The organism is Arthrobacter sp. MDB1-55 (assembly GCF_059092925.1).
On record NZ_JBNHID010000001.1, the window covers coordinates 114,199 to 127,418 of the forward strand.

General features: G+C 64.1%; 14 protein-coding genes and 1 riboswitch. Of the genes, 11 read left to right on the forward strand and 3 right to left on the reverse strand.

Going from position 1 to position 13,220, the window contains the following annotated elements; all coding sequences use genetic code 11:
• Positions 1–27 precede the first annotated feature (27 nt).
• On the forward strand, positions 28–636 hold the full coding sequence (gene dcd / locus AC5RU3_RS00560) for a dCTP deaminase (RefSeq protein WP_309072528.1): 609 nt from the start codon (positions 28–30) through the stop codon (positions 634–636).
• On the opposite strand, the gene AC5RU3_RS00565 is transcribed toward dcd, so the two are convergent.
• Entirely contained in the window at positions 633–1,982 is a 1,350-nt protein-coding gene (locus AC5RU3_RS00565; protein ID WP_309072529.1) for an MFS transporter, read from the reverse strand. The two genes, dcd and AC5RU3_RS00565, sit on opposite strands and share 4 nt — an antisense overlap.
• Before the next feature lie 175 nt (positions 1,983–2,157).
• Here AC5RU3_RS00565 and AC5RU3_RS00570 point away from each other — a divergent pair, with 175 nt between their 5' ends.
• The 6 genes from AC5RU3_RS00570 to mnhG are packed head-to-tail and all read left to right on the forward strand — an operon-like array spanning position 2,158 to position 8,484.
• Positions 2,158–5,151: a Na+/H+ antiporter subunit A gene (locus AC5RU3_RS00570; RefSeq protein ID WP_493964615.1), complete on the forward strand. Its 2,994-nt coding sequence runs from the start codon at positions 2,158–2,160 to the stop codon at positions 5,149–5,151.
• Entirely contained in the window at positions 5,148–5,645 is a 498-nt protein-coding gene (locus AC5RU3_RS00575; RefSeq protein WP_309072663.1) for a Na(+)/H(+) antiporter subunit C, read from the forward strand. Before AC5RU3_RS00570 ends, AC5RU3_RS00575 begins: the two co-directional genes overlap by 4 nt.
• A complete protein-coding gene (locus AC5RU3_RS00580) occupies positions 5,642–7,270 on the forward strand; it encodes a Na+/H+ antiporter subunit D (RefSeq protein WP_309072664.1) in 1,629 nt (542 codons plus the stop codon). The genes AC5RU3_RS00575 and AC5RU3_RS00580 overlap by 4 nt, the downstream gene beginning before the upstream one ends.
• Positions 7,270–7,839 carry a Na+/H+ antiporter subunit E gene (locus tag AC5RU3_RS00585; RefSeq protein WP_309072668.1) on the forward strand — a complete coding sequence of 190 codons (570 nt, stop codon included), beginning with the start codon at positions 7,270–7,272 and terminating at the stop codon, positions 7,837–7,839. The genes AC5RU3_RS00580 and AC5RU3_RS00585 overlap by 1 nt, the downstream gene beginning before the upstream one ends.
• Complete coding sequence (locus tag AC5RU3_RS00590) at positions 7,836–8,093, forward strand: MrpF/PhaF family protein (RefSeq protein ID WP_309072665.1); 258 nt, start codon at positions 7,836–7,838, stop codon at positions 8,091–8,093. Before AC5RU3_RS00585 ends, AC5RU3_RS00590 begins: the two co-directional genes overlap by 4 nt.
• A gap of 7 nt (positions 8,094–8,100) precedes the next feature.
• Complete coding sequence (mnhG, locus tag AC5RU3_RS00595; protein WP_309072666.1) at positions 8,101–8,484, forward strand: monovalent cation/H(+) antiporter subunit G; 384 nt, start codon at positions 8,101–8,103, stop codon at positions 8,482–8,484.
• A gap of 26 nt (positions 8,485–8,510) precedes the next feature.
• Here the strand turns inward: mnhG and AC5RU3_RS00600 are convergent, their stop codons facing one another.
• On the reverse strand, positions 8,511–8,771 hold the full coding sequence (locus tag AC5RU3_RS00600; RefSeq protein ID WP_309072667.1) for a DUF4235 domain-containing protein: 261 nt from the start codon (positions 8,769–8,771) through the stop codon (positions 8,511–8,513).
• 127 nt (positions 8,772–8,898) lie between these two features.
• Positions 8,899–9,014: riboswitch (TPP riboswitch) on the forward strand.
• A gap of 53 nt (positions 9,015–9,067) precedes the next feature.
• On the opposite strand from AC5RU3_RS00600, the gene AC5RU3_RS00605 reads away from it, so the two are divergent.
• The 4 genes from AC5RU3_RS00605 (at position 9,068) to AC5RU3_RS00620 (ending at position 12,620) form a co-directional block, all read left to right on the forward strand.
• Positions 9,068–9,679, forward strand: a complete 612-nt coding sequence (locus tag AC5RU3_RS00605) for an ECF transporter S component (protein WP_493964616.1) — start codon at positions 9,068–9,070, stop codon at positions 9,677–9,679.
• Between the two features lies 1 nt (position 9,680).
• On the forward strand, positions 9,681–11,171 hold the full coding sequence (locus AC5RU3_RS00610) for an ABC transporter ATP-binding protein (RefSeq protein WP_493964617.1): 1,491 nt from the start codon (positions 9,681–9,683) through the stop codon (positions 11,169–11,171).
• Entirely contained in the window at positions 11,168–11,965 is a 798-nt protein-coding gene (locus AC5RU3_RS00615) for an energy-coupling factor transporter transmembrane component T family protein (RefSeq protein WP_493964618.1), read from the forward strand. Before AC5RU3_RS00610 ends, AC5RU3_RS00615 begins: the two co-directional genes overlap by 4 nt.
• Positions 11,966–12,107: 142 nt before the next feature.
• Positions 12,108–12,620: a sigma-70 family RNA polymerase sigma factor gene (locus AC5RU3_RS00620; protein WP_309072592.1), complete on the forward strand. Its 513-nt coding sequence runs from the start codon at positions 12,108–12,110 to the stop codon at positions 12,618–12,620.
• A 1-nt stretch (position 12,621) separates the two neighbouring features.
• On the opposite strand, the gene AC5RU3_RS00625 is transcribed toward AC5RU3_RS00620, so the two are convergent.
• Positions 12,622–13,212, reverse strand: a complete 591-nt coding sequence (locus tag AC5RU3_RS00625; RefSeq protein WP_493964619.1) for a COG4315 family predicted lipoprotein — start codon at positions 13,210–13,212, stop codon at positions 12,622–12,624.
• Positions 13,213–13,220: the final 8 nt, after the last annotated feature.

Genomic DNA, 13,220 nt, shown 5'->3' on the forward strand with positions numbered 1-13,220 from the left:
GGGAACTGTGTACGGTATTTTTGAACGGTGCTGATCTCAGACCGCGACATCCGAACCGAAATTGCTGCCGAGCGTATTGTGCTCGATCCCTATGACCCCGCAATGGTTCAGCCGTCGAGCGTCGACGTCCGCATTGACCGGTTCTTCAGGCTCTTCGATAACCACAAGTACGCGCACATCGATCCGGCCGAGAACCAGCCGGACCTGACCCGTCTGGTGGAGGTGGCTCCCGATGAGCCTTTCATCCTGCACCCCGGGGAGTTCGTCCTCGGATCGACCTATGAAATGGTGACCCTTCCCGACGACGTCGCCGCCCGGCTGGAGGGAAAGTCATCGCTGGGTCGGCTCGGACTCCTGACACATTCCACGGCCGGCTTCATCGATCCGGGCTTCTCCGGCCACGTCACGCTCGAGCTCTCCAACATGGCGACCCTGCCGATTAAGCTGTGGCCCGGCTCCAAGATCGGCCAGCTCTGCTTTTTCAAGCTCACCTCGCCCGCGGAGCACTCCTACGGTTCCGGCCAGTATGGCAACCGGTACCAGGGGCAGCGCGGGCCGACGGCGTCGCGAAGCCACCTCAACTTCCACCGCACCGAAATCACCGAGGGTTCAGTCCCCGCCGCAGAGCAGGTCTAGGCAGCCGGTACGACGGCGGGCGTCACCTTCGCCGGCGGCTTGACCGGAAGCAATACCAGCAAGCCTGCCAGCAGCACCACCAGGATGCCGAGGATCCCGAACCGCTGTTCCCCGAACAATCCGATGAAGAGGGAGAACAGCGCCGGGGCGAGGAAGCTCACGGCACGGCCCGTGGTGGCGTACAGTCCGAACATCTCTCCCTCGTCGCCCTGCGGGGAGAGGCGCGCCAGATAGGCGCGCGATGAAGCCTGGGCCGGCCCGACGAACAGCGTGAGCAGGAGCCCGAAGATCCAGAACGTTGTATCGCCGCTCCATTGCAGGCCCAGCATCGAATGATCCGCCGCACCGAGCACCATCACCGCCGTTCCCGAGACCAGCAGCCCTATCAGGGCGACGATGATCACCAGTTTGGGACCCACCCGGTCATCGAAGAAGCCGCCAATCACGGCGCCGATTGCGGCAATGACGTTACCCACGATGGCGAACAGGATGACTTCGCTCAGTTCGAAGCCGAATGTCCCGGCCGCGATGATGCCCCCGAAGGTAAACACAGCCGCGAGTCCGTCCCGAAAGATTGCACTCGCGAGGAGGAAGAAGATGGTGTGCGGGCTGGTGCGGTAGATCGCCTTGATACGCCGGAAGAGCAGACCGTAGGACGCCAGGAATCCCAGCCGGTTGACGTTCCGCTGCCGGGGGATTTCCGGTACCGCGAACATCACCGGCAGGGCGAAGGCAAGGAACCACAGCGCCGAGAAGACCGCGACGAGCCGGATGTTGAGAGAGTCCTCCGTGCTTGACCCGAACCAGTCGACGACGGGTTGGACGAATGCCACCAGCACGATTACCAGGGCAACGATCCCGCCCACGTAACCCATGGCCCAGCCGAACCCGCTCACCCGGCCAACGCTTGAAGGAGTGGAAATCTGGGCCAGCATGGCGTTGTAGTTGACCCCGGCAAACTCAAAGAAGATGTTCGCGGCCGCGATCAGCGCGACTCCGAGAATCAGCAGCTCCGGGCGGGGGAAGACAAAGAAGCACAGTGCGGTCAGCACAGCCACAAGCAGGCTGTTCACACCGAGCCACAGTTTCCGGCGGCCGCCGACGTCGGACCGCTGACCGGTCACCGGAGCAAGGAGCGCAATAAGGAGACCGGCAACCGCGAGTCCCCAGCCGAGCACCTCGGATGCGTAGGTTTCGCCGCCGAAGGCATCGGAGGTGAGGTAGACAGTGAACACAAAGGTGGTCATCACGGCGTTGAATGCCGCGGATCCCCAATCCCAGGACGCCCATGCGAGCACGGGTTTCGAAAGGATGCGTCCAGGGGCCTGTGGGGAGTCCGTGCTCATGGCTGCATGCTATCTGGTGCCGAATAACAACTGGTTGACCCCTCTTATTATTCCGCGCGCCCTTTTCTTGCGCGGAGGGCAGAACCGGGATGGCGCGGTGTATGCCACCGGTAGAATGTTCCTAGGCCCTTGACCGTCAGCTGACCGTCTCAACTCGAGAGATCAGGAGATCATCGTGCTACTCGTGCTCATCGCCCTCTTTGCGGTGGCCACAGTGGCGCCCCTGATCTTCCGTATGATGGGCCGTTCGGCCTTCTACGTTCTCGCCGCGGTTCCGGCGGCCGGCTTCCTCTGGCTACTGGCAACGTTCTCAAATTACACCGACTCTGCGCAGGTCGCTGCCAACGGGCAGCCCAACGCGCCGCCGTCCGTCGTGCTTCCATGGATCCCGCAACTGCAGCTCGAACTCGCTTTCCGCATGGACGCGCTGTCAGCCGTGCTCAGTATCCTGGTGCTCGGCGTCGGTTCCCTGGTGCTGTTTTACTGCGCCCGCTACTTCAAGCAGGATGACGCGAACATCGGGCCCTTCGGCGCCCAGTTGCTTGCATTCGCAGGCGCGATGTTCGGTCTGGTGATCGCCGATGACCTTATCCTGCTGTTCATCTTCTGGGAACTGACCACAGTCCTGTCCTATCTGCTCATCGGCTACTCCCGGCACCGGTTGTCCGCCAGGCGTGCGGCGCTGCAGGCACTGGTAGTGACCACGCTCGGTGGTCTGGCAATGCTGGTCGGCCTCATCATTCTGGGACAGCGTGCCGGGACGTATCGCCTGTCGGACATTCTTGCGAGCACGGACTCACTGACCGGCCCAGCCATCGAAGCGGCGATTGTCCTGATCCTTGTCGGCGCCCTCTCAAAGTCTGCGCTGGTGCCTTTCCACTTCTGGCTGCCAAGCGCCATGGCTGCTCCCACTCCGGTGAGCGCCTACCTGCATGCGGCGGCCATGGTGAAGGCCGGCATCTACCTGATCGCGCGCTTCGCGCCCGGCTTCTCCGACAGCCTGATGTGGCCGCCGATCGTGCTCAGCCTCGGACTCGCAACAATGCTGTTCGGCGGCTGGCGGGCACTGCGGCAGCATGACCTCAAGCTGCTCCTGGCCTACGGCACCGTCAGCCAGCTCGGGTTCCTGACCATTGTGGTGGGACTGGGCGGACAGGACGCGGCGCTGGCCGGGCTTGGGCTCCTGCTCGCACACGGGTTCTTCAAAGCCACCCTCTTCCTGGTGGTTGGTATCATTGATCACCAGTCGGGCACCCGCGACATCCGCAAGTTGTGCGGGGTAGGGCGCTCCGCGCCGGTGCTTGCTGCCGTCGCTGTTATCGCCGCCGCCTCGATGGCCGGCGTGCCGCCCCTCCTCGGCTTTGTGGCAAAGGAATCCGTCCTCGAGGCGTTTGTCCACCACGCGGAAGAAGGACCGTTCGGCGTGGTCGTCCTGGTTGGAATCGTGCTCGGGTCAATGCTGACCTTCGCGTACAGCGCCCGCTTCATCTGGGGAGGCTTCGCCCGGAAGTCGTCCGCGCCCACCGCGTTCAAACCGGTGGAGCCGTCCTTCCTGCTGGCGCCGGCACTGCTTGCGGTTGCGACTGTTGTTTTCGGCTTCATTCCGGCGCCGCTCGATGCGGCAATCCAGCCCTATGTGGGCACCTTCCCGGAAGAAGGGGAGACACCGCACCTGTTGCTGTGGCACGGGATCACCCCGGCGCTGTTCCTGTCCCTGCTTTCCATCGCCGGTGGTGTTGCGCTGTTCCTGCTGCGTGAACGCTTCGAGCAACTGCAGATGCGCATCGCACCGGACGTTGATGCCGAGCGAAACTACAAGGCTGCCATCGGCGTCCTCGACGACGTAGCGGTCTGGCTGACCGGCCGCACGCAGCGTGGTTCGCTGGCGTTCTATCTGTTCGTCATCCTGTCGATGGCGATCATCACGCCCCTCACCGCCTTGATCATCTTCGACGCGCCGACTCCCGAGAGCTGGTATCTGGCGGACTCGCCCGCACAGCTGATGGCCGGCGTCGTCATCATTCTCAGTGCCATTGCGGCTCTGCGGGCGGCAAAGCGTTTCATGGCCGTCATCATGGTCGGAGTAACCGGTTACGGCATTGCGTTGATCTTCGCCCTACAGGGTGCCCCGGATCTTGCAATGACACAGCTTCTGGTGGAAACGATTGTGCTTGTCGCGTTCGTCCTCGCGCTGCGGTCGCTCCCGGCGCGTCTCTGGCAGCGTGCGCCCGGACGCAAGTACCGGGTACTCCGCGCGGTTCTCGGGCTCTCCTTCGGCGGAGTCATGATGGCGATCGCAATGTCCGCAATGGCTTCCCGCGTGGCAGACCCTATTTCGCTGAGCTTTCCCTCGCTGGCGTACGACGACGGCGGCGGCGCCAACATCGTGAACGTCACCCTCGTGGACATCCGGGCCTGGGACACTTTCGGTGAGATCAGCGTGCTCGCTATCGCGGCGACCGGCGTCGCAAGCCTCATCTTCATCCGCGGTCGGGGCGACGGCAGGGTACGCGCGGATGGGGTCAAGAGCGGGACGGTCGGCCGGAACCAGGAACCGATCGACGCCTACGGTCGCGAAGCTGCGGCCCTGGAGCTGGCCAAGAAATTCGCGAGCTCAGTCAACGATGCGTGGCTCGTGGCAGGGCGGACCCTTGCACCGGAACGGCGCTCCATCATCTTCGAGGTCATCACCAGACTGCTGTTCCACTCGATCATCGTGTTCTCCATCTACCTCCTGCTGGCCGGGCACAACCTGCCGGGCGGCGGATTTGCCGGCGGTCTGATGGCAGGGCTTGCGCTGACCATTCGATATCTCGCGGGCGGCCGGTTCGAACTCGCCGAAGCTACCCCCGTCAGCGCGGGATTGCTCCTTGGCGGCGGTCTTGCCACTGCCGCGCTCACCGCCATAGTTCCCGTGTTCCTCGGGGGCGAGGTGTTCCAAAGCGCAATCATCGAAACAACCTGGCCGGTCTTCGGCCACATCAAGTTCGTCACGTCCACGATCTTCGACATCGGCGTGTACATGGTGGTGGTGGGGCTGGTGCTCGACGTGCTCCGCAGCCTCGGCTCCGAGATTGACGAGCGCAGTGAAGGCGCAACCGCCACCATGGACGCCCGTTCTCCAAAACCGGAAGAAGCCCCGGAGCCGGAAGAGAAGGTGGCCCAGTGAGCGTCAACGTCACATTGCTCGTCATCATGGGCGCCCTCTTCGCTGCGGGGATCTACCTGCTCCTGGAGCGTAGCCTGACAAGGGTCCTGCTCGGTCTGATCATGCTCGCCAATGGCGCCAACATGCTGCTGCTTGCGGGGGGCGGCGCCGCGGGCCGGGCCCCCTTGTACTCGTCCGGAATCGCCCCGGAGGACTACAGCGACCCGCTCCCACAGGCGTTGATTCTCACCTCGATTGTCATCTCGTTCGCCGTGACGGCCTTCATGCTGGGAATTATCTACCGTTCGTGGATCCTCGGCCGCCAGGACGAGGTCCAGGATGACATCGAAGACCGGCGGGTGGCGTCTCAGAGCAGCTTCGATGCCGAGGACGACGCCGAAATTCCCATCGAGACCACAGAATTCACCCCCATCGAAGAGGCCGAAGAAGCGCCGGGCAACCAGCGGGCGGGAATCGGCAGCAGAGCGAGCAACCCACGAACGGAGGAGCGATGAACATAGCGAACCTCGCGCCTCTGGCAGTCGTGCTGCCGTTCCTGGGCGCAGCTCTTGCCTTCCTTTTGATCCGGCATTCCAGGTCCCAGCGTGCCGTGAGCATTACGACGCTCTGCGTAACCCTGATGATCGAGATCTTCCTCCTGCTGGATGCCAGCGGAAAGGGCACAACGGCCGTCTTCATCGGCAACTGGGCGGCTCCCTTCGGCATCACGATGGTGGTGGACCAGTTCTCCGCGCTGATGCTGGTGGTCTCCTCGGCCGTAAGCCTCGCGGTCCTGATCTACGCCACAGGACAGGGGATGACCGACGGTGACGAGGACGGGCCCATCTCGATCTTCCACCCGACGTACCTGATTCTGGTCGCCGGAGTGTCCAACGCATTCCTTGCCGGAGACCTCTTCAACCTGTACGTGGGGTTCGAGATTCTCCTCACCGCAAGTTATGTGCTCATGACACTGGGCGGCACCACACCGCGCATCCGTGCAGGGGTGACCTACGTCGTCGTCAGTGTGGTTTCCTCGGTTCTGTTCCTCATCAGCATCGGTATGATCTATGCCGCAACCGGCACCATCAACATGGCGGACCTGGCCCTCAAACTCGCGGATCTCGACCCCGCGACGCAGATGATCCTTCACCTGATGCTGCTGGTGGCATTCGGCATCAAGGCCGCGGTTTTCCCGCTGTCCTTCTGGCTGCCCGACTCCTACCCGACCGCCCCTGCTCCGGTGACCGCCGTGTTCGCCGGCCTGCTGACCAAGGTCGGCGTTTATGCAATGGTGCGGACTGAGACTTTGCTGTTCCCCGGCGACCGCATCAACACGCTGCTGATGATCGTCGCCATGCTCACCATGATCGTGGGCATACTCGGCGCGCTCGCGCAGTCGGACATCAAACGTATGCTCTCCTTCACGCTCGTCAGCCATATCGGGTACATGGTGTTCGGGCTCGCAATCTCCACTGTGATCGGCCTGGGCGCCGCCGTCTACTACGTTGCCCACCACATCATCGTGCAGACCAGCCTTTTCCTTGTCACGGGTCTCATCGAGCGCCGGGGCGGAACGGCCAATATGGATCGACTCGGCGGACTTGCGAAAATCTCGCCCTTCCTGGCGTTGCTGTTTTTCATTCCGGGCATGAATCTTGCAGGTATCCCGCCGTTCTCGGGCTTCCTCGGGAAGCTGGGACTGCTGCAGGCGGGCGTCGAACTCGGGACACCGCTTGCCTATGTGCTGGTCGGAGCCGGTGTACTGACGAGCCTCATAACGCTGCTTGCGATCGCGCGCGTCTGGAACCGCGCCTTCTGGCGCCGGCCGGAGGACGCAACACACCCGGATCCGATCCTGATGGCAACCTCGACAGACGGCTCGGCGGTGACGACTTCCCGCAGGGTCGCTGGGCACAGCACCGGTAAGTTCGCGGGCAGGAGTGCCGTCAGTTTGCTGCCCAAGACCATGGTCGGCGCCACCACGGGGCTCGTACTGCTGGGCGTCAGCCTCACGGTACTGGGCGGCCCCCTCTTCGAGCTGAGCGACCAGGCAGCGCAGCAGATGTTGGACCGTTCCCCGTATATCGACGCAGTCCTCGGGGAAGGCGCAACCGAAGCGGCAGGAGTCTCACCATGATGACAAGGCAACGTATCCCGTTGCGGGTTGAATTGCCGCTCCTGATCTGGCTGGTGATCGTGTGGGGAGCGCTCTGGCAGGACTTCAGCCTGGGTAACCTGGCGTTCGGCGCCATCATTGCGTTCGCGGTCGCGAACTTCCTTTATCTCCCGCCGGTGGAGCTCAGCGGGCGGTTCAATCTCTTCTACGCCGTTGGGTTCGCCGGCAGGTTCCTCTACCAGCTGCTGCAGGCCAGCGTGCAGGTCTTCTGGTTGGCGCTCGTCCGTGGACCGAAGCTGAAGAACGCCGTGGTGCGGGTGCGACTGCGCAGCCCCTCCGACCTTCTGGTGACGGCGACCGGACATGCTTTGTCGCTGATCCCCGGTTCTCTGGTGGTGGAGGTGGATCGCTCGACGTCCACCCTCTACCTGCATTGCCTCAACGTCGCGACGGATGATGACGCCGAGAAGGTTAGGGAGAATGCCCGGCGCACCGAAGAATGGTTGATCAGGGTTATGGGGTCCCGTGAGGATCTTGCCCTGCTGCGCTCGGAAGCGCCGCATCACCTCGACGGAAGGGCGCACCAGTGAGCATCGTTCTTGGCATCATCGCCGTCATTCTGGGAGTGTCTGCGCTCTTCGCGATCTACCGGGTGGCTCGCGGCCCGTCGATTCTTGACCGCGTGCTTGCCGTGGACGTACTCCTGGCGATCGTGGGAGGAGCACTGGCCGTAGACATGGTCGTCAATGGGCACACGAACACGCTGGTGATCCTCGTGGCGACATCCTTGATCGGTTTCATCGCGTCGGTGACCGTCGCCCGATTCGTCACCGAGAAGAAGTGAGCCGCTGATGGATGCTGCCCTGGATACCCTGACCGCCGTCCTGCTCCTCGGAGGGGCGCTTATGTCGCTGGCTGCCGCCGTCGGGCTTCTGCGGTTCCCGGACCTGCTGAGCCGCATGCACGCGGCAACCAAGCCGCAGGTTCTCGGGCTGCTGCTGTTCCTGTTGGCGATCGCCGTTCAGCAACGTTCGTGGGCGGTTGTGCCCGTACTGATCGTGTGCTGGATTTTCCAGCTCCTCACCGCTCCTGTCTCAGCCCATATGGTGGGCAGGGCGGGCTACCGCACCAAGCACCTCCGTAAGGACCTGCTGAGCATGGACGAGTTGGACGACGTCGTGGAACACGCGGCCACCAAGCGCCGTGAGGCGGGCGACCGCGCGTCCAGGGACTGACCGGAATGACTGTCACCCGGTGATTGTCAGGTGAGGTCGCGGGTGTTCTCGTAGCGGCGGATTGCCTGCTGGGTGGTGCGGTTGGTGAGCACGCGGATGGTGGTGCTGACGGAACCGGAAATGATCGCGAAGGCCAGCGCCGAACGCAGGCTGTTCTCCAGGCCTTCCTTGTCCTTCGGGGGCTCGTTTCCGGTGACCCGCTTCCAGATGAAGTCGACAAGCTGCGTTCCCACGAGGCCCGCCCCGATGCCCAGTCCAACACCCATCAGTTTGAAGATCGCGTTCATGGTGCCTCCTTCAGTCGGCTTAGTTTTGCTCCCAGCCTAGCGTTATCGGGACCCTCCGGTGGGAGGGCACCGAAGATCACGACGACGACGGTGCCTCCGTTCCCGGGTGTAGAGTTAATCTCGCTCAAAACAACGACAGGGGAGCGCAGCCACGTACGTGGTGGGCGCTGAGAGTGCGGACCACCGCAGACCCTCGAACCTGATCCGGCTAGTACCGGCGAAGGGAGTCGAGTTCTCAGGGCGACCGGCGTCCTGCCGGAAGGCCTTCCCCTCCTGTACCCAGGAGGATTTCACTCATGACTGCTACACACAGTCCTACACCGTCAACATCCCGCCGCCGCTTCGAATGGCGCGTCGTGGATATCGTGGTCGCCTCGGTCATCGCGGTGGCCGTAGGCGTCATCTTCTTCGCCTGGTCCGCCGGCTACAGCGGCGTGGCAGCCGTGACTGCGGCGTACCCGCCGTTGGCCGGCCTGTATTCGGGTGGCTGGCTCATCGCCGGTGTGCTGGGCGGATTCATCATCCGCAAGCCGGGCGCTGCCATCTACTGCGAGGTCGTCGCGGCTGCCGTTTCGGCGCTCATCGGCACCCAATTTGGAGTTGCCGTGCTCTTGTCCGGCCTGATCCAGGGCATCGGGGCCGAGCTGATCTTCGCCCTGTTCCTTTACCGCCGCTGGAACCTTGGGGTCGCGCTTCTTGCCGGGCTGGGCGCCGGACTTGCCCTCGCCGTCAGCGAGAACATCATGTACAACGCAGCATGGACCATGGATCATAAGCTGATGTACGGCGTTTTTGCGGCCGTCTCCGGTGTAGTGCTCGCAGGGTTGCTGTCCTGGCTTGCCACTCGCGGCCTGGCGAGGACCGGCGCTCTGTCTTCCTTTGCTTCGGGCCGCACGGCTGACGTTTAGGGTGAGCCCGACGACGGCCGGCCCGGCTGCAATCACCGCCCAGGGCTGGGGATGGCGTCACCCTGGCCGGGCGCGGTGGGCGGTGCGCGACATCGACCTGACCATCGACGCCGGGCAGCGCGTATTGCTCCTCGGCGCCTCCGGTGCAGGAAAATCGACTCTGCTCCACGGACTCGCCGGAGTGCTCGGCGAGCATGACGAGGGAGAGCAGACCGGCTCGCTCGCGGTCGACGGCGTCAGCCCCGCCGCTGCTCGCGGACGTTCCGGACTGGTCCTGCAGGACCCGGATACCCAACTGGTCCTTGCGCGCGTCGGTGACGAGGTAGCGTTCGGCGCCGAGAACCTGGCCGTGCCGCGTGCCGAGATCTGGCCGCGCGTGAGGCGGGCGCTTGACGACGTCGGTCTTGATGTCCCGCTCAACCACCCCACCACTGCACTCTCCGGGGGTCAGAAGCAACGACTTGCTCTGGCTGCCGTCCTCGCCATGCAGCCCGGATTGCTGCTTCTTGACGAGCCAACCGCCAATCTTGACCCCGCAGGGGTGATCGAGGTGAGGGACGCCGTCGTACGGGTGCTGGACCGGACCGCTGCCACGCTCGTCGTGGTGGAGCACCGGGTCGAGGTATGGGCCGATGTGGTGGACCGCGTGATCGTACTGGATTCCGACGGCGGTATTCTCGCGGACGGCGAACCGGACGCCGTGCTTCAGCGAAACGCCGTGCGCACCCGGCTCATAGAAGCCGGGGTATGGGTACCCGGTCACCGGCCCGCTACTCCCGCCGTTCGGCAGGGTGCCGGCGAGGACCTCCTGCAGGCTGCCGGGTTATCTGTCACACGCACCAAACGGGGACCTGCGGTGCTCAGCGGTGTTGACCTCATCCTTGGTCAGGGCGAGGCGGTCAGCGTGCTCGGACCCAACGGAGGCGGCAAGTCCACGCTCGCCCTCACGCTCGCAGGGCTGCTGAAGCCGCGCGCCGGCAAGCTGACAGCACTGGACCCGCTCGCCCGCGGAGTCGGGTCCACGCCGCAGAACTGGAAGTCCGCGGAATTGGTCAGCCGGATCGGCACGGTGTTCCAGGAGCCCGAGCACCAGTTCCTGACCAACACTGTGCTTGAGGAACTCGAGTTCGGACCCCGCCGGGTTGCCCGGCAGAGCGAAGCGGACATACGACGCCGGATCGACCCCATCGCGGAACGGCTCAGGCTCACGGGACTGCTGAAGGCCAATCCCTTCACGCTGTCCGGAGGTGAGAAGCGGCGGCTGTCGGTGGCGACCATGCTCGCCACAGACCCGGACATCCTGATTCTGGATGAGCCCACCTTCGGTCAGGACGCGAACACCTGGGCTGAGCTGATCGGCCTCCTCGCCGAGCTTATCCATGCGGGTACCTGCGTGGTATCGGTGACCCATGACCGCGAGTACACCACGGCGCTCGGGAGCCGCATCGTGAGCGTCGACGGACATTCCGCAACGCTGGAGGTAGCGGCGTGAGTGTGGACATCCTGACTCCGGAGATCACTGGCCGGTTCCTTCCTCGGGCCAATCCGCTCTCGAAGCTGTTCGCCGCCGTGGTGATCACCGTCGTCGTCATGCTCAGCGTGGACTGGGTCAGCGCCGGCGTGGTTCTCGCTTCTGAACTGCTCCTTCTGCCGCTGCTTGGCATCAGCATCCGGCGGCTGCTGCTGCGGACCTGGCCGTTCGTCCTCGCGGCCGTCGTCGGTGCCTACGGGACCGCGCTTCTCGCGGAGAAGACCGGGCGTGTCCTGTTCGAGCTGGGGCCCGTGCTGTTCACTGAGGACTCGGTCAACGCTGGTTTAGCCATCGGGCTGCGCGGGCTCGCAATCGCGCTTCCGGGCCTGTTCCTGCTGGCCAGTACCGACCCGACCGACCTCGCCGATGCGCTCGCGCAACGACTGAGGGCTCCGCACCGGTTCGTGCTGGGAGCGCTGGCGGGGATGCGGCTCGTTGGGCTGCTCTTCGACGAATGGCGGACCCTCGGGCTGGCCCGGCACGCCCGGGGAGTGGGCCACGAGGGCAATCCGGCGGCACGCCTCGGAAACTTTCTCGGTCAGGCCTTCGGGCTCATGGTGCAGGCGATCCGACGGGCAACCCGGCTCGCCGTGGCCATGGAGGCACGTGGTTTCGGTGCGGGACCACGCACCTGGGCCAGGGAGAGCACCTTCAGCCGCGTCGACATCGTGGTGGTCCTGGTTGGTGTGGCGATCGCCGGGCTGGCTGCCAGCGCGTCCGTGCTGGCGGGGACCTGGAACTTCATACTGGGCTGACGGACTGCGGTCCAGCACCCTGTCGGAATAGGCCATCGAGGGGCATGATGAAGGAGGCCGCAGGTTTTTCCCAACCTTGCACCGCATGAATGGGTAAGAACTGCGGTGGAATGGCTTGGGATGTCGAGTGTGGGGAACGAACATGGCCGAAGGGCAGCCGGACTGGCTCAGCGTCATCAGGGACAACCATCTGCGCCCTCTCCGGCGGTTCGTTCACCGTCTTACACCGGACGCCTTCCTGGCCGATGAAGTCGTCCAGTTGACTCTGTTGCGTGCCTGGGAGCATCCGGTGATGCGGGGGCACACTGAACTGGAGATCCGCGCGTGGCTTTTCGTGGTGGCCCGCAACATTCTCGTTGACTCATTCCGCAGCGGGTTCAGCCGCCACGAACTTGACGTGGACGAGGTCCCGGATACTCCTTCCCGCGACGAGGTCGAACAGCTCCTGACCTCCTGGCTGCTGACGGACGCGCTCAACGAGCTCTCCCCGGAACACCGGGATGTGGTGCTGCACTTCTACTTCCGCGGTGAGACCGTGGCCGAGATTTCACGGTCCCTCTCCATACCGGAGGGGACCGTGAAATCCCGGCTGCACTATGCCTTGCGCTCCCTGAAGAGTGCGCTCCTTGCCCGCGATGTAGTCCCTGGCGGGTAGGTCACTGAATCATGGTGCCGTCAGGTGCGACGACGTACCACACCTCGTTCACGCCCTGACCGTTGGTGTCGCCCGGTGCTTCATCTTCGGCGAAGTAGTAGATCGGCATTCCGTTAATGGTCACCTGCAGCTCGCCGTCGGGCGTTTCAATGGTGCCGACTTCGCCCGTGACGCCTTCGACCTCCGGAGTCTCGCTGTCGCTGAGCACCGGCGGCCAGGCTTCAAGGCAGCCACCTTCGCAGGCGCTGACGCCGGAGTCCGGCTCGTCATTGGTGAAGTAGTAGACCACCATGCCTTCGGCGTCGACCACAACTTCACCGAGGTCCGTCTCGGCGACGCCGAGGGGAGTTCCGACGGTTCCGCCACCGGCTGCCTCACCGGACGGTTCCTCGGATGCCTCCTCTGTAGCTTCCTCCGTGGTCTCCGCCTCTGTGGTCTCGGTCTCCGTGGGTTCCTCAGTGGGTGGTGCTTCTGCAGCAGTCTCTTCACCTGCGGGGATGTCCTCGGTCTGCGTGTCGGAGCCGCCACAACCGGTCAGCGCCAACAGGCAAACCGCGATGACGGCGAAAAGGACGCGTAATGCTTTACTCATGTTGATTC